The organism is Niveibacterium sp. COAC-50, assembly GCF_013184235.1.
Lineage (GTDB): Bacteria > Pseudomonadota > Gammaproteobacteria > Burkholderiales > Rhodocyclaceae > Niveibacterium > Niveibacterium microcysteis.
The window spans coordinates 431,173-449,195 of the sequence record NZ_JABCJM010000003.1 but is presented as its reverse complement, the minus strand read 5'-3'; the positions used below and the strand labels follow the sequence as shown (position 1 = coordinate 449,195).

The window sequence follows — 18,023 nt, the reverse complement described above, 5'->3', positions numbered from 1 at the left end:
GCACACGAAAACGGGCACCCTGGGGTGCCCGTTTTTCTTTGGTGGATTGCGCCGACGCGGCTGCTATTGCACCGGCTTGCGGCTTGCCGTCAAAGCCTGGTGCAAGGCCAGGTCCTTCTCCAACTCCCGCGCTACCGAGTCGCACACCAGCGAGCACAGGTCGTAGATCGCCGGGTCTGCGACGCTGATCACCGTGGTCGTGCCGCGTGGCGTGCGTGCGACGATGCCCGCGTCGGAGAGCACGCGCAGATGTTTGGAGACGTTCGCCTGGCTGCATTGTGCGATGTCGGTCAGCTCACCGACCGAGCGCTCGTTCTCTCGCAGTGCGTTCAGGATACGCAGGCGGGTCGGATCGGACAGCGCCTTGAAGTACAAGGCGACGCGGTCGATAGCTTGTTCCGGTAGGGCCATTGGGGTTGCGTCCATTGTCTAGTTGTTGCCTCCAATATATCCCAGTGGTTATCAAGCGAACAAGCCTTGAATAAATCGCTATGTGGTTATATATTGATAGCAGACTTGAACGCATTCGACGAGGACAAGCTGCAATGAAGACCCGAAATATGCTTTGGCTGCTGTGGGGCGTGAGCTTCGCAGGTGCCGCGGCTGACGTGCTGCCGGTGGCCAGCGTGACCCGTTCGCCGGCGGCCGGCACATATCAGGCGGACGCGTCCATCCAGGCGGTGACCCAGAGCGTGCTCTCGGCTCAAGTTCAGGGCCGTGTGCTTCAACTTGCGGTGCGAGCTGGCGACCGCGTCAAAGCCGGGCAGCTGATTGCCCGCATCGACGACCGCGAACTCGGGGCTGCCGAGGCGTCCAGCCAAGCCGCAATCGCGGAGGCGCAGGCCAATCTCGTCAAGGCTGAGTTTGACCTGAAGCGCAGCCAAGCCTTGGCGAAGCAGAACTTCGTCAGCTCATCTGCGGTGGAGCAAAACGATGCCCAGGTGAAGGCGCTGCGCGCGCGGGTCGAGGCGCTGCGTGCGGGCGCTGGCGCGGCCAGCGCGAGCCGCAGTCACACGGTGGTGACTGCACCGTACGACGGCCTTGTTGCGGCCACGCACCTGGAGGCGGGCGACATGGCGATGCCGGGCAAGCCGATCGTGACCGTTTTCCAGCCGGGCGCGCTGCGAGCGGTGGCCTACTTGCCCGAGGCGCAGCTGGCTGCCGTGCAGGCGGCGCTGGCTAGAAACACCATGCCGGAAGTGGAAATCGGCGGGAAGGTGGTGGCGGGCGTACGCACCACGGTGCTACCGGCGGCCGACCCGACTACACGCACCACGGAAGTCCGCATCGACCTGCCTGCATCAGCGGTAGCGGCGCCTGGCCAGTTCGCGCGCGCGCGCTTTGCGGTGGGCGAAGCACAGCGCTTGGCGATCCCGCAGGCTGCCGTGCTCAAGCGCGGCGAGCTGACTGCAGCCTATGTGAAAACCGCCGATGGCCGCTTTCAGCAGCGCCAGATCCGTGTTGGCGAGCGTTTGAGCGATGGCCGCGTCGAGGTGCTGGCAGGCCTTAAGGCGGGTGAGTCGGTTGCGCTCGACCCCATCAAGGCGGCGATCGCTGCCGCGTCCAAGTGAGGTCGATCAATGGCTCACAGCGATAATCGATTGGGTGTTTCGGGGCGCATCGCTGCGCTGTTCCAGCGCAACGCGATCACGCCGCTGCTGGCGCTGGTGCTGTTCCTGCTCGGCGTCTTTGCCGCCGGTATCACGCCGCGCGAAGAAGAGCCGCAGATCAACGTGACCATGGCCAACGTGCTGATTCCCTTCCCGGGGGCATCGAGCACCGATGTCGAACGCCTTGTCGCCGGCCCGGCCGAACAGGTGCTCGATCAGATTGCAGGCGTGGAGCACACCTTCTCGGTATCGCGCCCCGGGCTGGCGATCCTGACCGTGCAGTTCAAGGTGGGGGTACCGCGCACCGAAGCACTGGTGCGTCTGTACGACACGTTGCACAGCAATCGCGACTGGCTGCCAGCCGGATTGGGTGTGCTCGAGCCCATCGTCAAACCGAAGGGCATCGACGACGTGCCAATCGTCGCGCTGACACTGTGGACAAAGGATCCGGATGCGAGCGCGTTCGAACTCGAACGCGTGGCGCACGCGCTGGAGGCGGAGATCAAGCGCGTGAAAGGCACGCGCGAGGTCAGCACGATCGGTGGCCCCGGCAACGCGGTGAACGTGTGGCTGGACGCCGATCGGCTCGCTGCCGTGGGGATGTCTGTCGGCCAGGTGACGCAGGCGCTGCAAGCGCGCAACCTGGTGTTGCCTGGCGGTGAGCTGGCCTCTGACAATCGCTTGGTGCGCGTCGAGGTGGGCACGTATCTGGCGGATGCACGCGAGGTCGCTGACGTCGTGATCGGCAGCCGGAATGGCCGGCCGGTGTACCTCTCGGATGTGGCGCGTGTCGAAGCCGGCGCGCCGATGCCCGGCCGCTATGTATGGCATGGCGTGGCGGGCAGCGTGAAGGCCGAATTTCCGGCGGTGACGCTGCAGGTTACGAAGAAGGCGGGTGAAAACGCGGTCGATGTGGCGGCCGCGGTGATCGAGCGTGTCGGCGCGCTGCATAACCAACTTGTACCTGCGAACGTTGAGCTGAGCGTCACCCGCAACTACGGCCAGACAGCCAACGACAAAGCGACCAAGCTGATCCAGAAACTGGCTTTCGCAACCGCCTCGGTCATCGCTTTGGTCTGGTTCGCGCTGGGGCGGCGCGAGGCAGCGATCGTCGGCGCAGCGGTGATTCTGACGCTCGCCGCGACGCTGTTCGCGAGCTGGGCCTGGGGTTTCACGCTCAACCGCGTGTCGCTGTTCGCGCTGATCTTCTCGATTGGCATCCTGGTCGATGACGCGATTGTGGTGGTCGAAAACATCCACCGTCACCGCGCATTGGAACCTGACAAACCGTTGTGGGAGGTGATTCCTGGTGCCGTCGATGAAGTCGGCGGCCCGACCATTCTCGCGACGCTCACCGTGATCGCCGCACTGTTGCCGATGGCCTTCGTCAGCGGTCTGATGGGGCCGTACATGAGCCCGATCCCGATCAACTCCAGCATGGGCATGCTGCTCTCGCTCGCGATCGCCTTCATTGTCACGCCCTGGCTCGCAAACAAATGGTTAGGCGCCCACCACGGCGGCGCGGGCGAGGCGCATACCGAGGAAGCGCGTGAGGGCAAGGTGATGGCGCTTGCCCGCAAGGTACTTGGGCCCTTCCTTAATCCGGACTCCGGCAAGTCTGCGCGGCGCAAGCTGTGGGCCGGCGTCGGCGGCGCGATCGTGATTTCGCTGGCACTGCCGGTGATGGAATGGGTGGTCTTGAAGATGCTGCCCTTCGACAACAAGAGCGAATTCCAGGTGGTGGTCGACATGCCGCCCGGCACGCCGGTCGAGGACACCGCGGCGGCGCTGCGCGAAATGGGCGCGGCGATCGCCAAGGTGCCGGAGGTAACTGACTACCAGGCCTACGCTGGCACCGCGAGCCCGATCAACTTCAACGGCCTGGTGCGTCAGTACTACCTGCGCGCCTCGACCGAGTTGGGCGACATCCAGGTGAACCTGGTCGACAAGCACCATCGCAGCCGCAAGAGCCATGAGATTGCGCTTGCCGTGCGGCCTGAACTGCAGGCGATCGCCAAGAAGCACGGCGCACGCGTCAAGGTGGTCGAGGTGCCGCCCGGCCCGCCGGTGCTGAGCCCGATCGTTGCCGAAGTGTATGGCCCGGACGACGCGGGTCGCCGCGCGGTGGCCAAGCAAGTGCTCGCAGCGTTCGATGGCACCGCCGACATCGTGGACACGGATTCCACCGACACGGCCGCATCGCCGCAGCTCACATTGCGCGTGAAGCAGGGCAAGGCCGCGCAATTGGGCGTCAACCAAGCGCAGATCGCGCAGGCACTTTATGCCGCAGGGCAGGGCGCAGACGCGACCTACCTGCACGATGGACAGAGCAAGTACGCGTTGCCGGTGCGGCTGCAGTTGCCGCCGGAGAAGCTGTCTAACCTCGACGCGCTGCTGAAGCTGCCGCTCAACACTGCGGACGGCCGCACCGTGCCGCTCGCCGATCTCGTGGACGTTGTCCAGGGCGAGCGCGACCGCGTGATCTACCACAAGGACCTGATGCCGGTGACCTATTTGGTGGGCGACATGGCCGGCAAACTGGACAGCCCGCTTTACGGCATGTTCGGCATTCGCGCCAAGCTCAACGGCCTGAAGTTGGAGCAAGGCGGCACGCTCGGGCAGACCTTCATCCACCAGCCGGACGACGCCTGGCAGGGCTATGCGCTGAAGTGGGACGGCGAGTGGCAAGTCACCTACGAGACCTTCCGCGACATGGGTGCGGCCTACGCGGTCGGCCTGATCCTGATCTACCTGCTGGTGGTGGCGCAGTTCAAAAGCTACATGACACCGCTGGTGATCATGGCGCCGATTCCGCTGACCATTGTCGGTGTGATGCCCGGCCATGCACTGCTCGGCGCGCAATACACCGCCACCTCGATGATCGGGATGATCGCGCTGGCCGGCATCATCGTGCGCAACTCGATCCTGCTGGTCGACTTCATCAACCTTCAGGTTGAGCAAGGCCTGCCTTTCCGCGAGGCGGTGATCCGCTCGGCCGGTGTGCGTGCGCAACCGATCGTGCTGACCGCCGTGGCGGCGATGCTCGGCGCGCTGTTCATCCTCGACGACCCGATCTTCAACGGGCTCGCGGTGTCGCTGCTGTTCGGCATTGCGGTGTCCACCCTGCTCACCCTGGTGGTGATCCCCATCCTGTACTACGCGCTCAACCAGCGCCGCTTTGCCTGATTTGAAGGAGATACAACCATGACCACCGAACGCCTCATCCGCATCATCGCCGGCGCCTTTGTGATGCTCTCGCTCGCGCTGGGCATTCCCGGCAGCCCGATCTTCGTCAGCCAGTGGTTCCTGGCATTCACCGCGTTTGTCGGCCTGAACCTGTTCCAAAGTGGCATCACGCGCTGGTGCCTGATGGAAGACATTCTCAGCAAGCTCGGCGTAAAACGCGGTGGCATTCACGGCTGAACTTTCGTTCGCCCGGAGCGTCCCCATATCTGATGCCGTAGCCCGTCGCTACCCTACGGAGGAACCCATGCAACTCGTTTGCCCCCACTGCACCACCCTGAACCGTGTGCCGGAAGAACGGCTCAAGGACGGGCCGGTGTGCGGTCAATGCAAAGCGGCCCTGCTGACTGGCGAGCCGGTCGAACTGACCGAATCCAACTTCGAAGCCTTTGCGACCAAGAGCGACCTGCCGGTGCTGATCGACTTCTGGGCGGCTTGGTGTGGGCCGTGCCGGATGATGGCGCCTCAGTTCGCACTGGCGGCAAAGGAGCTTGCCGGCGAGGTGGTTCTCGCCAAGCTCGACACCGAAGCCCAGCAGCGCATTGCCGGCATGTTCAATGTGCGCAGCATTCCAACGCTGTCGTTGGTGAAGGGTGGCCAGGAGATCGCACGCGAGGCGGGCGCACGCCCGGCTGCAGAGATCGTGCGCTGGGCCCGCGCCGCCGCCGCCACGGCTTGAATGTGCTTAAACGGAGTCAACCATGAGTGATACCGGCTTCAAGCTACGCCTTACGCAGCAAGCCAACTTTCAGTTTTTGGTGGAATTCCTCGACACCGAGATTCCGCCGATCACGACCGACGAGCCGCCGCCGCTGGGTGAAAACGCCGGCCCCAATCCTTCACGCATGCTGGCCGCGGCGGTGGCGAACTGCCTTGCGGCGAGCCTGATGTTCGCGCTGAAGAAGTTCAAGAACGAGCCCGACCCGGTTACCGTTGAAGTCGACGTCCAGATGACTCGTAACGAGGCCAAGCGCCTGCGCGTCGGCGCCGTCGATGTCGCCATCAAGCTCGGCAAACCCGGCGCCGCATTCGAGCACCTTGATCGTGTGCTGGCACAGTTTGAGGACTTCTGCGTTGTCACGCAGAGCGTTCGGGATGGTTTTGAAGTCAACGTCGCGGTGCGCGATTCGGAGGACGTTTTGCTGAAGGGTTGAATCCCCAGCTTCTGGGGATCAGCCTGTGGATATCGTCAGGGCAGGTGCCACAAGTGACTGGTGCGAAAGGAAAATGTTGTCGTGCCTAATTATTGGGCACGGCGCGCGCCAAACTGGTGAAGATGTCCCCACAGACTGGGGGCGAAGCTGTGGATTGCTGCTGTATTCAAGGGCTAGCGCCTTGATATGAAAGAAAAATGACGGGTTGCTCAAAGTTTGAGCAACCCGTCATTGCGTCTGCGCGGGTGAACCTCAAAGCATGTGGTCCCGCTAGTGCGTCAGTCGCACCAATCGATCAGAGCATGGTCGGGGACGACGACGATTCGTCGCGGCTCACGAGTACGCCGTTTTCGACACGAACCTTGTCGCCGCTATGCCATGCGGGTGCGCTGCTTTGCTTGATCGTGCGACGGGTGCCGTCCTCCATGCGCACGGTGATTTCGTAGTGGCTGTTGCTGCGCATCCGCTTCTCAGCCTCGTTGCCTGCAAAGCCACCGAGAATGGCGCCGCCGATCCGCGCGATCTGCTTGCCGGTGCCTTCGCCGACCTGATGGCCCAGCACACCGCCAAGCACCGCGCCGCCGATCGCACCCAGGCCGGTGCCTTCGCCGGCTTGCTCGACGGCCCGGACGCTCTCGACCACACCGCAATCGTCGCAGCGCGCAACGCGGGTGGTACGCGGCGCGGCATCCGGCGTATGCGTCGGAATACCACCAGCCGCCGCTTGCGGAGCTTCCGCGTGTTCATTGTTCTGCGGGGCGGAGGCCGTGGTGTGGTGCGCCTGTGGTTTGCTTGCAGCGGGTTTGTGGACCGGCTTTACTGCAGGTTTGGCTTCCGGGGCGGGCTTCTCCGCGGCAGCTTCCGCGCTCGCGACAACCGGGGCCGATGCGCTGGCGACCGGCGCGGCCGGAGGTGCCACGACGGGGGCAGGCTGCTCTGCCTTGATCGTTTCACTGGCCGGTGTGGTGCTGTGCTGCACCGGCAGCACGCCAAGCATTGCGCCGATACCGGCCAAACTGAATAAGGTGACGGACCCCGCGGCAATCCACATCATTGGGTGCATGCGGGGCGTTTGCGGGCTGACTGCAGACATGACTGGCCTCCTGAGTTGGGGGTACAGTCAAGATAACGCTGGTCCTCGCGTTTGGAGGACCGGTCTTACCTGCGCTTACATCTGTATCCGGGCGGCACGGCAGGGCGCGCGCCGCCGGAACAGTTCAGATTTCGGCGACCGGAGCGCTGCGGATCTTGCGGAACAGGAAGCGCGCCGGATCCACGCGATCGGCCAGCGAGTCAGGCAGCGGCGAGGGCTCGTTGGTGATCTGGCTCGCAACGTATTCCGCCAGCAGCGAGCACCACACCAACCCTCGAGCGCCGAAACCCGACAGCATGTACAGCCCGGCGTGGCGCGGTACGGTGGCCATGTCGAAACCGCGACCACTCATCACCGAAGGCATCTCGCCCGCGATCGGCATCCGGTCGAGCGAGACCGGGCGCTGCCCGACGCGGCCGCTGAGGCGATCCATCGGCACGTTCTTGGCGAAACCGGGCAGCATCTTCTGCAGCTTGTCGAGGTTTTCCAGATGGTCGCCAAGCCGCACATGGGTCGACTCGTCGTCGGCGAAAAAGGTCGCTCCGGCGCAGGTCACGCCATCGATGGCCGGGGTTGCATAGCCCTGGCCACAAACGACCGTCTTGAGTGCGGGAATCGCATCTTCTGGCAGATGCGAAACCTGCCCGCGCGCGACGCGCAGCGGCATCCAGTCGGCCAGCGCAAGGCGTTTGGCGTCGGCGGCGTTCGCCAGCACCACGACCGGTGCCTCGGCGAGCAGCTGGCCGTCAGCGGCCACTGCGCGCCACATCTTGCCGACCCGCTGCAGACGTGCGACCGGTGAGCTGTAGCGGCCGGTAATGCGCCCCGGAAAGCGCGCCAGGTTGGCCACGCACAGGCTGGGTGGGTTGATCCAGCCGCCAAGCTGGAAGAACCAGCCACCGTATGCGACCGGCGCGCCAGCGATGCGCTCGGCGTGACGTCGGTCGACGAAACGCACGAAATCCTGCGGTGCCTGGATTGCGTCGACGATGGCGCGCTGCTTTTCTTCCTGCTCGGCATCGCGCGCAAGGTGTAGCACGCCGCACGGCGCCCAGCGGACCTTAAGCTCTTCCGCCTGCAGGCCCTTGAGGTGGCGCAGGCCGTAGAGGAAGCCGGCACGGGTCATCTGGAACAGGCGCCCATCATCGGCTGAGGGCAGGGGCCGGAAGGCGCCTGCGAGGTTGCCGGAAGCCCCTTGGGCCGGCTGCGAAGCGGATTCCAGCAACTGGACATCCCAGCCGCGTGAGGCGAGCCGCTCCGCCATCGATGTGCCGGCGAGGCCCGCCCCGATGACGATGGCGCGACGATCGGTCGGATTCAGGCGGCGCTCCGAGATGGTCGTTGCGCGTCCGCATAGCATCTCGCGCTTGCCGGCAAAGCCGGCCTGCTTGTCCGTCAGGAAGCCAGCCTCGGCCAGTGCCGTGCGCACCCAGGCTGAGACCGACCACGTGGCGATGCGGGTGTCCGAGTGCGAGCGTTCCGCGAGTGCCTCGAAAACCGCCGGCGACCACATGTCCGGGTTCTTGCCGGGGGCGAAGCCATCCAGGTAGATCGCATCGGCCTGTGCGTGCAGTTCGGGCAGCATCATGTGTGCTTCGCCGAACAGCAGCGTCAGCGTGACGCGATCCTCGTCGAAATGCATGCGGTGAAAGCCGGGCATCGCCAATGGCCATTGAGCCCGCAGCTTCGCGGCAAGGTCCGGCGGCGCGCCCGACGCGGCGTGGGCTTCGGCCAGATCGCTGACCGGGAACGGGTGTTTCTCGACCGAAATGAAATGCAGCCGCTTGCAGCGTTTCGGGTCCGCCCGCCAGGCTTCCCAAGTCGCGAGGAAGTTGTGGCCCAAACCGAAACCGGTTTCAAGAATGACGTAGTCTTCCTGCCCTTGCCAGCCGGACGGCAGCCCGCAGCCACCGAGGAACACATGCCGTGCCTGGCCCATCGCCCCTGCGTGCGGGTGATAGACGTCGTCGTACTTGATCGAGTACGGCGTGCCGTCTTCGCCGAACTGAAGACTGGCGGTTTCGAGGGGGCGGTAATCGGTACTCACGCGTGCTGGCTCTGTCTTGGAGGGGATTGGAGTCAGATTGCTCCCGGCGTGTCTGCGGCTCGGAAGCATTGTCTGCAAAGCGATGAAGCTGCCGAGGCGTGCCCCAGGCTGACGAAGACCCCAGAGCTCGCCCCAACGAATTGCACCGTCGGGGCAATTCTATCCGCCTTCGAGCCGTTTGCGGCCGTTGCGCCGCCCCTGCCAGACGGACGGCCCACCCTGCATTGATGGCGGTTGGCGCTATGAACGGCGGTTCAAGCGAATGGCCTGCTCACACGCAAACGCCGCGGCGCCGCGCCGCGATGATCCCGCGTACCTGCTCCGCGCTGATTTCGCGGGCGATCTGCTCAACAGCGGTCTCTGGCGAGGTGTGTTGCAGCACCCATGCTGTTTTGCCGCTGTCGATCAGCTTCAATGCCAGTGAGGAATACGCTTCGATAAGCCGCGCGACTTCGCAAGCGATCGGGTTGTCGCCGGTCGGCGCAGCGAGTGCTGCTTCGATGACGGGCCGCGGCAGGGCCGCGAAGTTCCGGTCCGGTCTGAGCTGGTTCATGGGCGCGCTCCATCAGGCGAATCGAGGGGGCGAAATCTAGCGCGCGAAGCTTACGGATGCCTCGTTCTGACTGTGAAGTGATGTCAAATCGCTGTGCAGTGTTGCCAGCACAACTGAGCCGGGTTAGGCGCACGGCGGAATCCATCGCGGAGCGCCCTGAAGCGCATCGTGTGCCGAAAGTGAGCAATCGCGGAGACGTGCGTCGGCGAGAAGGAACCTAGACTGGCGCCTCGATCAGACCAAATCACCATGCGCAAACCCGTTGAACTCTCTTATCGTCGCCGCATCAACCTTGTCATTGCCCATGTTGGCCAGCATCTCGACAGCCCTCTGGATGGGGGCGAGCTCGCGAGCGTTGCGTCGATGTCGCGCTTTCATTTCCATCGCGTCTTTGCTGCGATGACGGGGCTTACGCCGGCCGAATATGTGTTTCTCGCGCGCATGTCGCGTGCAGTGGAGCGCTTGCGCAAGGGCCGCGACCCGATCACCCGGATCGCCCTTGAGGTCGGCTTTGAGGGTGGGCCCGCACTTGCGAAGGCGTTGCGCCGTCATTTCGGCATGACTGCAAGCGAAATCCGCGGTAGCGCGGTTGATCCGCGACTTGGCCTGGTCGGCGAACGTACCTATCCACGACGAAGAAAGGAACTGCCCATGCTGACGCCTGAGATCACGACCCTGCCGGAACAACAGGTGCTTTGCGCGACTGAACGCGGACGCGTGAACAACGATATGGGTGTCGCTGCGCGGCGCGCGTTTGCCCGGCTGATGGCCGGTGCGCAGGCGATGGACGTGATGCCACGGGTCCAGCGCGCAATCGCGATGGCGCCGGACTGCCCACGCGGCCCTGACGACCCGGATCAGCGCTTCATTGCTGGTTATGTGATCGAGGGCGAGATGCCGGCGCTGGCCGACGGACTGCATTGCGAAACGCTGCCCGCAGGGCGCTGGGCCGTGTTCCGCCATGTCGGGCCTTACACCACCTTGTGGCAGGCCTGGACCAGCGTGTATCGCGACTGGATACCGCATTCCGGTTGCACGCTGCGCGACGCGATGCCCTGCGAGCACTACGTCAATGATCCGCGCGAGGTGGCGCCGGAGCAGCTCATCACCGATCTGTACATCCCGATCGAGTGAGCGGCGTGAACGCCTTTGGCGCGCAGCGCGCGGCCGCGATGCTGGGCGCGCTGGCACTGTGATACTTGCGGCGGCCACACGAAGGCTCACGCCGCAGCGGTGAGGCGGGAACAAATGAAAAACCCGCAAGGCTCTCGCCCTGCGGGTTTCGGGTGCATCCGGCGAGCGGAACAGACCGGCTGATTACTCCGGCCGCATTTGCGGGAACAGGATCACGTCGCGGATCGCCGGGCTGTCGGTCAGCAGCATGACGAGGCGGTCGATACCGATGCCGCAGCCGCCGGTGGGCGGCAGGCCGAATTCCAGTGCGCGCACGTAGTCGGCGTCGTAGTACATCGCTTCGTCGTCGCCAGCTTCCTTGGCCTTGACCTGCTCGAGGAAGCGCTCTGCCTGGTCTTCTGGATCGTTCAGCTCCGAGAAGCCGTTGGCGATCTCGCGGCCGACGATGAACAGCTCGAAGCGTTCGGTGATTTCCGGGCGGGTGTCGGACTTGCGGGCCAGCGGGCTGATCTCGGTCGGGTAGTCGACGATGAAGGTCGGTTCCCACAATTCAGCTTCGGTGTTCTCCTCGAACATCAGCAGCTGCAGCGTGCCGAGGCCGGCGTCGCCCTTGACGTCCACCTTCATCGCGGTCAGCTTTTCGCGCAGCCATGCGGCGTCGTTGAGCTGCTCCATCGAGAATCCCGGGTGGTACTTGTGGATCGCCTCGGCCATCGTCAGGCGATGGAAGGGCTTGGACAGATCCAGCTCGCGCCCCTGGTACTGAAACACCTCGGTGCCCAGTGCCTCGCGCGCGGCGTGGCGCAGCAGGCCTTCGGTGAAGTTCATCAGCAGCGTGTAGTCCGCATACGCCTCGTAGAACTCCATCATCGTGAACTCGGGGTTGTGCCGCGTGGACGTCCCTTCGTTACGGAAGTTGCGGTTGATCTCGAAGACCTTTTCGAAGCCACCGACCACCAGGCGCTTGAGGTAAAGCTCCGGCGCGATGCGCAGGAAGAGCTCCATATCCAGCGTGTTGTGATGCGTCACGAAGGGCTTCGCGGAGGCGCCGCCGGGGATCGGGTGCATCATCGGCGTCTCGACTTCGAGGAAGCCGTGGCCGTTCATGTAGTTGCGGATCGACTGCACCAGGCGGCTGCGCGCAACGAAGGTGTAGCGCGACTCTTCCGACGTGATGAGGTCCAGATAACGCTGGCGGTACTTGGTTTCGACGTCGGTGAGGCCTTTGTGCTTTTCCGGCAGCGGGCGCAGGCACTTGCTCAGCAGGCGGATCTCGTTTGCCTTGACCGACAGTTCGCCCGTCTTGGTCTTGAAGAGGGTGCCGACGCAGCCGACGATGTCGCCCAGATCCCAGGTCTTGAAGTCGGCGTACACATCCTCGCCGACGGCGTCGCGCGTGACGTAGAGCTGGATGCGGCCGGAAAGATCCTGGATCGTGATGAACGAGGCCTTGCCCATGACGCGCTTGAGCATCACGCGGCCGGCGACCTTCACTTCAACCGGGGTCGCTTCGAGCGTTTCGTTGTCCTTGTCGCCATACAGCTCGTCGAGCTTGCCGGCCGTGTTCTCACGGCGGAAGTCGTTCGGGTAGGCTTTGCCGGATTCCCGCCATTTCGCGAGCTTGGCGCGACGCTCGGCAATGATGTGGTTCTCGTCCTGAGGGACTTGCGATTCGTTGTTTTCGGACATGGCGGAAGCTCAAGGCAGGGCACGCGGCGACCGGCGAAGGCCGGGCGTCCGGGGCATGGGCGCCCCGCGGTGCAAAGTATTGAATTTTGACATATTCAGCGCCCCCTGTGGCTTTGACGGGGTGCAGGGATGCTGAAGCGGCGGGCGGCGCGATACCGGCACGAGTGCGCCGGCTCAGTGCTCAGTCAAAGAGGGCGTCGATATCGGCTTGCAGACCGGTGTTGTCGGCCTGCTTGGGCCCTTCCAGCAAACCGCGTGCGACGAGATCTTCGTAGCAGTTCACCTGGTTGCGGCCGTTCTCTTTCGAGAAATACAGGGCTTCGTCCGCGTGGCCCAGCATTTCGGCGGGTGGAAGCACCGGGTCGATGCGGGTGAAGCCGGCCGATGCGGTGACCTGGCCAACCTGCGGGAATTCATGTGTTTCCACCGCGGTGCGGAAGCGCTCGAAGATCGCGCGGGCATCCGCTTCGCTGACGTTGCGCAGCAGCACGACGAACTCTTCGCCGCCGAAGCGGAACAGCTTGTCACGCTGGCGGAACGAGTGCTTCATGACCTCCGCGACGCGCAGCAACACCTCATCGCCGAACAGGTGGCCAAAGGTGTCGTTGATACGCTTGAACTTGTCGATGTCGATCACGCCCATCCAAGAAGGGCGTGCAGCCAGATCGTCCTGCTGCCGGCGCTCCGGGTCGGTCTGCTGTGCGCGGCCGACGCTGGCGATGAAGCGATCGAAGTTTTCGTCAAAGGTCTTGCGGTTGAGCAGCTTCGTCAGGGTGTCCAGCTCGGCGTAGTCGAGCAGATCGAGCTGGTTCTGATAGAAGTGCGCAACATGCAGGAAGGCGTCGCGGACACGCGCTTCCGGCGCCACATCACAACGTGCGACGAGCAGGGCGTGCGGGTTGCCCGCGTCCCCCATCGCCAGTGCCAGCCGGTAGATGCCATCCGTGTTGCTTTCTGCCACGCCATCGCTGGAGCGAATTGCGCCGTCGAGGAAGGCATCTTCATGCAGCGCGACCGGCGGATGATCTTCGTCTTCATTCGCGACCTGCTCATGGTCGGGCCGCGCGACGGCAACGATTGCGCCGACCGGGCCTTTCGGCGACGCGCTGACGGCGTAGAGCGTGACTTCCGAGGCGCCGAGCACATCGCGCATCGCGGTGACGAGGCGCAAGGTCATCTGCTCGCGATCGCGGCTCGACGACATCGCGCGTACCTGACCGAGCAGCTTGAACATGCTCTGGTCCGGTGCTCCGGCAAGACTGGCAAGACCCTTTTTTTCGCTCATGTCAGCACAGGCTGTGTGGGTTAGTCGCTTAACGGCAGGTGCTGCAAGGGCTTGAGGGCTAGATTTCGCGTCTCAGCACGCCAATTGGGGGTGCCCAGTCCTCGCCGCCTTTCTTCTTGCGCGTCACCAGGGTGAGCTGGGCCGGCTGGAAGACGTTGGCATTATGCGTCACTGGCGTCGTAATCAGGTATTGGGCCCGTGTTGCACGCAAGAAGGCACCAACCCGGTCGATGTTGGCAACGTCCAGGTGCGCGAAGGGCTCGTCGATGAAGACGAAGCCGCCAGGGCGGGCGTCGTCCATCAGCAGGCCCACCAGCAGGATCAGCGATTTCATCACCTGCTGGCCACCGGATGCCTCGCCGTCGTTGAGCGTCTGCACGCCCTTCTGGTCGAAATCGAAAGCCACTTCAAGCCCGGCCGAAGAGAGCGTCGCGTCTTCGTTCTCCAGCAGCGGGGTGGGGCATTCGACATGGATGCCTGCAAGGTCGCCCAAGGCGCGCAGGTTCTTGGCGTACTGACGCACGGTGGCGCGCAGCTTCGCGATGTAGGCGGCGCGCGCCTCGTCCACCAGGATGCGGGTGCGTTCGCAGTAGCCGCTGCGTTCGCGGTAGTCGCGCTCGCGGGCGTCGAGTTCGAGCTTGAGCTTGTCGCGCACGATCAGCACCTGATCGTCGGTCGCCCAGTCACCTTCGTTGAGCCGGCGCTTGAGGCGTGCCAGTTCGTTGCGCGCGCCAGCAAGGCCATTGAACTGTTCGGCCAGCCCGGCTAGCGTTTCGGGTGCCAGCCAGTGGCGCGGCATGCCGCGGCGCTTGCCGCGCAGGCGCATCAGGCGCGCTGCCTGTTCGAGCCGTTGCGGCTTGTCGTCGGCGTTGAGGCGCACGAGCGCCTCGCGCGCAACGCGCAGTTCATCCTTGCGACGATTGGCTTCGATGTCGATGCCGCGCAGGCTCTCTTCGCGACGGGTGACTTCGGCGCGGGCTGCTTCGCGTTGCGCTTCGGCGGTCTGCTGGGCGGCTCGCGCAATCGTCTGCTCCTGCGCAGCGGCTTCGAATTCGGATGCTCTTGCGAGCATCAGCTCTGCGGCTTGCAGGCCGAGCAGCTTTTCGCGGCACGCGCGCAGGCGGGCATCGGCTTCGTCCTGCTGCTTCTGCGCAGCCTGCAGGCGGGCGTCCAGGTCGCGGACTTCGGCGTTCAGCGCATCGACCCGCGCGGTGCGGGCGAGGGCGCCGAACCAGAACTCGTGCGGCACGCCCAAGTGCCGGGCGCCGCGGCGCTCGCGGTGGTAGCCGTCGCGGGTGATCCAGTCCTGATCCTTCGGCAGGCGCTTGGCAGCGTCGGCGTTCTCGACCCGCTGAATGCGGTTGAGCAAGTCGGCCAGCCAGCGTGGCGGGTCGCCGGCAAAGCGCACCACTTCCAGCAGGCTGCCGGGCATTGCCCCCGGGCAGGGCGAGCGGTCGGCGACGAGGAAGTGGCGGAAGCGCTCCTGCTCGCCGAGCGACCAGGCCGCATGGCGGTCGTTCTCGTCTTCGAGCAGCAGCAACGAACGGTAGGGTCGCAGGATCGCCTCGACGGCACCTTGCCAGGCCGGGTCGGTGACCTCGGTGAGTTCGGCCAATGCGAAGTGTTCGATACCTTCGTCGTTGAGCAGGCTGCGGAAGCGGCGCACGTCCGCTTCCTGCGGTGGGCCGGCCTTGTCGCGCGCTTGCCGCAACTGCTCGGTCACTTCCTCAAAGCGTGCCTTGAGCGAGCGGACTTCGCTGCGTGCGGCGTCGGCGGCGGCAAACGCGGCGGAGGCTTCCTCTTCGCTGGCGAGGGCATCGGCGCCGTGTTCGCGGCTGACACGCTCGCGCAGTGCGTCGCGCTCGGCGAGCAGGCGGTCGATGTCGCGCAGGCGGTCGCGTGCGGTCAGCCACAACGCGTCCTGTTCAGCCAGCAGCGCCTTCGCGTTGGCCAGCGCTTCGCGCGCTTGGGCGCGTTCGCTGTCGAGTTCCGCGAGCCGGGCATTGGCGCTGGCAACGACGGCGGTTCGCTCACGCGTATCGACGCGCGCGCCGCGCAGCTTGCCGCGTGCTTCGGCGATTTCGCGCGTGAGGTCGGCCACTTCGAGTCGCGGAATGATCTCCGCTTCCAGCGCCTGGGTTTCGCGCGTGAGGTCGCGCCACTCCATGTAACGGTCCGCTTCAAGGCGTTTGGCCTCGGCCTGGGCGCGGAGCTTTTCAAGATCGAGCGCGAGCGACTCGAGTTCGCGCAGCGCGGTGTGCTGCTCGGTGCGCGCGGTCTGGTAGTTGTCCAGCACTTCCTTGTCGCCGAACACGTCGAAGACCAGGTCGAGCAGGGCGCGCGGCGAGTATTCGCACAGTTTGTCAGTGTCGCCTTGCTCGAGCGCGAGCACCTTCGCAATGGCGGGGGTCAGGCCGGCGTAGGCGAGACGCGTCTGGTAGTCGCGCAGGCCCGCCCATTGCGCGCGTTCGTCGAGTTCCTCGATCGCGACGATGCCGTCCTCGATCGTGTATTCGCGCGTCCAGTCGCCGCCGGCGCGTTTGATACGGCAGGCGAGCGTGACGTCGTCCTTGAGGCAGGGGAAGAATGGGCGCTTGCCGGTCGGCCCCGGCCGGTTGGCGACGGTTGCGCGGATCCACGCCACACCGGCGTTGGCGCGACGCACATAGCGGCGGAACTCGCGTTTGCCGGAGCAGCGCAGCGCGAACAGCGTGCGCAGGGCATCCAGCAGCGTGGTCTTGCCAGAGCCGTTGGGGCCGACGATGGTGATGATCTGGGCGTCGAGCGGCACCGTGAAGCGGCGCCAGAAGTCCCAGTGGACCAGTTCGATTTCGCGGATGTGGAACATGCGGGATCAGGCGTCCGTGGAATCGGTTTTGGGGGCGGAGGGCGCAGAGGGCGCGGCGCTGGCTGGTGCGACGTCGAACGCTTCCTCGTCCTCCTCCATGTCTTCGGTCTGCGGCAGCGCGTGGCCTGCGGCGGCCAGCACGTCGGCCAGCGTGCCGTTGACGATGCGGTCGGCGAGCACGCGGTAGTCGAGCAGCACGTCGAGCAGCGGGCCTTCGTGGATCATGCCGTTGCGACGCTCGATGAAGCCCAGTCGCGCAAGCTTGCCGAGCGCGAAGTTGCGCACCTTGGTCTTGCCGCCCAACTGGCTGCCGAAGTCAGCGAGCAGCGACGCCTCGGAGATCGCGCCCGAGACTTCCTCGCCGTGAGTAATCGGTTTGTCCTGGCCGAACATGTCGTTCTGGCCGTCGTCGTCGCGTTCGCGGCGTCCGAGCTGGCGTTCGCGCTTGGGCAGGATGATCAGCGCCCAGATCACGATCAGCAGCGCGATCTCGTCGCGCGTCAGGCCCATCGTGCTGGCCTGGTAGTCACGCCCGCCGAACACGGCATCGAGCATGTCTTCCTGCAAGCCGACCGCGACATGCGCGGCGAACGGGTTGTCCAGTAGCACCAGGCCGACCTGCGCGAGGCGATGCTCCAGTTCATGGCGGAAGGTTTCGTCGACCAGCGCGCGCTTGACCTGCGTATCGGTTCGGGGCAGCCAGCGATGGGCCAGCAGGCGCGCGGTAAGCGTTGTGATTTCGTGTTCCATGCCGCGTCAGTGAAGTGCAGAAAGCGCTGGGTGGAGGTAGGCGACGGCCGCGATGTTCAGCGCGACGGTCACCCAGAAGCCAGCCTGGAAGGACATCTTGCGATTCTTGTGGCGGAACATGTGCTGCGCCAGCAGGCCGCCCGGCCACCCGCATGCCACGTCCAGCAGATGCAATGTGGACTCCGGAGTCCGTCGCCCCGCGCCTGCTGCTTTGCTTTTGTCGAGGTTGTAGGCGAGTAGCGAGATCACGCTCATCACCGCATAGGCGGCGCCGAGCAGCATCATGCCGCTCAACTGCCAGGCCACCAGCGGCACGGCCAGCGCAACCAGGCCTGCCAACCAAGGGAATGTCGGCGCACCGCGGCCGCCGCGCGGCTGGCGCGACTGGTTGTCGGCAGAACCCATCCACGCGGGCGCCTTGACCGAGGTCGCACGTGCGCGCCCCTTGGCATCGACGCCAGCGAGGTAGATCACCGCCAAACCCACCTGGGGTCGTCGCGTCTGCGGCTCAAACGCCTTGATGTGGAAGAACAGCGGTTCGCCGCGGGTGTCGGGCGCAATGAGCCCCCAACCCTTGTCGTCATGCCATTGGGTGATCGTGCCTTGGCGCATCGGTA

General features: G+C 65.0%; 15 protein-coding genes. 6 read left to right on the top strand and 9 right to left on the bottom strand.

The annotated features are described in order from the left end of the window. Window positions 1–63: 63 nt before the first annotated feature. The gene (locus HH302_RS15180; protein ID WP_172203070.1) at window positions 64–411 is read right to left on the bottom strand and encodes a helix-turn-helix transcriptional regulator; all 348 of its coding nucleotides are present in this window, start codon (window positions 409–411) and stop codon (window positions 64–66) included. A gap of 134 nt (window positions 412–545) precedes the next feature. Between HH302_RS15180 and HH302_RS15175 the strand changes: the two genes are divergently transcribed. The 5 genes from HH302_RS15175 (at window position 546) to HH302_RS15155 (ending at window position 6,007) form a co-directional block, all read left to right on the top strand. Beyond that, window positions 546–1,571 carry an efflux RND transporter periplasmic adaptor subunit gene (locus HH302_RS15175; RefSeq protein WP_172203069.1) on the top strand — a complete coding sequence of 342 codons (1,026 nt, stop codon included), beginning with the start codon at window positions 546–548 and terminating at the stop codon, window positions 1,569–1,571. 9 nt (window positions 1,572–1,580) lie between these two features. Next, window positions 1,581–4,796 (top strand): efflux RND transporter permease subunit, encoded by a 3,216-nt coding sequence (locus HH302_RS15170; protein WP_172203068.1) that lies wholly within the window; start codon window positions 1,581–1,583, stop codon window positions 4,794–4,796. 18 nt (window positions 4,797–4,814) lie between these two features. Then, the gene (locus HH302_RS15165) at window positions 4,815–5,033 is read left to right on the top strand and encodes a DUF2892 domain-containing protein (protein ID WP_172203067.1); all 219 of its coding nucleotides are present in this window, start codon (window positions 4,815–4,817) and stop codon (window positions 5,031–5,033) included. A gap of 67 nt (window positions 5,034–5,100) precedes the next feature. Then, window positions 5,101–5,532 (top strand): thioredoxin TrxC, encoded by a 432-nt coding sequence (trxC, locus tag HH302_RS15160; protein WP_172203066.1) that lies wholly within the window; start codon window positions 5,101–5,103, stop codon window positions 5,530–5,532. A 22-nt stretch (window positions 5,533–5,554) separates the two neighbouring features. After that, window positions 5,555–6,007, top strand: a complete 453-nt coding sequence (locus HH302_RS15155; protein WP_172203065.1) for an OsmC family protein — start codon at window positions 5,555–5,557, stop codon at window positions 6,005–6,007. Window positions 6,008–6,302: 295 nt separating this feature from the next. Here HH302_RS15155 and HH302_RS15150 read toward each other — a convergent pair whose 3' ends face one another. The 3 genes from HH302_RS15150 to HH302_RS15140 all read right to left on the bottom strand — a co-directional run bounded on the left by HH302_RS15150 (window position 6,303) and on the right by HH302_RS15140 (window position 9,700). Next, on the bottom strand, window positions 6,303–7,100 hold the full coding sequence (locus HH302_RS15150; RefSeq protein WP_172203064.1) for a glycine zipper 2TM domain-containing protein: 798 nt from the start codon (window positions 7,098–7,100) through the stop codon (window positions 6,303–6,305). 124 nt (window positions 7,101–7,224) lie between these two features. Continuing rightward, window positions 7,225–9,147, bottom strand: coding sequence for a bifunctional tRNA (5-methylaminomethyl-2-thiouridine)(34)-methyltransferase MnmD/FAD-dependent 5-carboxymethylaminomethyl-2-thiouridine(34) oxidoreductase MnmC (gene mnmC / locus HH302_RS15145; protein ID WP_246479845.1), 1,923 nt, complete (start codon window positions 9,145–9,147; stop codon window positions 7,225–7,227). A 271-nt stretch (window positions 9,148–9,418) separates the two neighbouring features. Next, window positions 9,419–9,700: a hypothetical protein gene (locus tag HH302_RS15140; protein ID WP_172203062.1), complete on the bottom strand. Its 282-nt coding sequence runs from the start codon at window positions 9,698–9,700 to the stop codon at window positions 9,419–9,421. Window positions 9,701–9,949: 249 nt separating this feature from the next. Here HH302_RS15140 and HH302_RS15135 point away from each other — a divergent pair, with 249 nt between their 5' ends. Then, window positions 9,950–10,834 carry a GyrI-like domain-containing protein gene (locus HH302_RS15135; protein ID WP_172203061.1) on the top strand — a complete coding sequence of 295 codons (885 nt, stop codon included), beginning with the start codon at window positions 9,950–9,952 and terminating at the stop codon, window positions 10,832–10,834. Between the two features lie 183 nt (window positions 10,835–11,017). On the opposite strand, the gene lysS is transcribed toward HH302_RS15135, so the two are convergent. From lysS to HH302_RS15110, 5 genes are all read right to left on the bottom strand, one after another. Beyond that, window positions 11,018–12,523: a lysine--tRNA ligase gene (lysS, locus tag HH302_RS15130; protein WP_172203060.1), complete on the bottom strand. Its 1,506-nt coding sequence runs from the start codon at window positions 12,521–12,523 to the stop codon at window positions 11,018–11,020. Window positions 12,524–12,704: 181 nt separating this feature from the next. Beyond that, window positions 12,705–13,808: a GGDEF domain-containing protein gene (locus tag HH302_RS15125; protein ID WP_172203059.1), complete on the bottom strand. Its 1,104-nt coding sequence runs from the start codon at window positions 13,806–13,808 to the stop codon at window positions 12,705–12,707. Window positions 13,809–13,866: 58 nt separating this feature from the next. Then, the gene (locus HH302_RS15120) at window positions 13,867–16,656 is read right to left on the bottom strand and encodes an AAA family ATPase (RefSeq protein WP_172203058.1); all 2,790 of its coding nucleotides are present in this window, start codon (window positions 16,654–16,656) and stop codon (window positions 13,867–13,869) included. Between the two features lie 6 nt (window positions 16,657–16,662). Then, a complete protein-coding gene (locus HH302_RS15115; protein ID WP_253946162.1) occupies window positions 16,663–17,406 on the bottom strand; it encodes a hypothetical protein in 744 nt (247 codons plus the stop codon). Window positions 17,407–17,412: 6 nt separating this feature from the next. Further along, window positions 17,413–18,018: a DUF1294 domain-containing protein gene (locus HH302_RS15110; protein WP_172203057.1), complete on the bottom strand. Its 606-nt coding sequence runs from the start codon at window positions 18,016–18,018 to the stop codon at window positions 17,413–17,415. Window positions 18,019–18,023 lie beyond the last annotated feature (5 nt).

What these genes read in the sequence shown, in the direction of transcription:
- HH302_RS15175 (WP_172203069.1), top strand. Translation starts at nt 546, where the DNA reads ATGAAGACCCGAAATATGCTTTGGCTGCTGTGGGGCGTGAGCTTCGCA.
- trxC (WP_172203066.1), top strand. Translation starts at nt 5,101, where the DNA reads ATGCAACTCGTTTGCCCCCACTGCACCACCCTGAACCGTGTGCCGGAA.
- HH302_RS15135 (WP_172203061.1), top strand. Translation starts at nt 9,950, where the DNA reads ATGCGCAAACCCGTTGAACTCTCTTATCGTCGCCGCATCAACCTTGTC.
- HH302_RS15180 (WP_172203070.1), bottom strand. Translation starts at nt 411, where the DNA reads ATGGCCCTACCGGAACAAGCTATCGACCGCGTCGCCTTGTACTTCAAG.
- HH302_RS15110 (WP_172203057.1), bottom strand. Translation starts at nt 18,018, where the DNA reads ATGCGCCAAGGCACGATCACCCAATGGCATGACGACAAGGGTTGGGGG.
- HH302_RS15150 (WP_172203064.1), bottom strand. Translation starts at nt 7,100, where the DNA reads ATGTCTGCAGTCAGCCCGCAAACGCCCCGCATGCACCCAATGATGTGG.
- HH302_RS15115 (WP_253946162.1), bottom strand. Translation starts at nt 17,406, where the DNA reads ATGGAACACGAAATCACAACGCTTACCGCGCGCCTGCTGGCCCATCGC.
- HH302_RS15140 (WP_172203062.1), bottom strand. Translation starts at nt 9,700, where the DNA reads ATGAACCAGCTCAGACCGGACCGGAACTTCGCGGCCCTGCCGCGGCCC.
- HH302_RS15120 (WP_172203058.1), bottom strand. Translation starts at nt 16,656, where the DNA reads ATGTTCCACATCCGCGAAATCGAACTGGTCCACTGGGACTTCTGGCGC.
- HH302_RS15165 (WP_172203067.1), top strand. Translation starts at nt 4,815, where the DNA reads ATGACCACCGAACGCCTCATCCGCATCATCGCCGGCGCCTTTGTGATG.
- HH302_RS15155 (WP_172203065.1), top strand. Translation starts at nt 5,555, where the DNA reads ATGAGTGATACCGGCTTCAAGCTACGCCTTACGCAGCAAGCCAACTTT.
- HH302_RS15125 (WP_172203059.1), bottom strand. Translation starts at nt 13,808, where the DNA reads ATGAGCGAAAAAAAGGGTCTTGCCAGTCTTGCCGGAGCACCGGACCAG.
- HH302_RS15170 (WP_172203068.1), top strand. Translation starts at nt 1,581, where the DNA reads ATGGCTCACAGCGATAATCGATTGGGTGTTTCGGGGCGCATCGCTGCG.
- lysS (WP_172203060.1), bottom strand. Translation starts at nt 12,523, where the DNA reads ATGTCCGAAAACAACGAATCGCAAGTCCCTCAGGACGAGAACCACATC.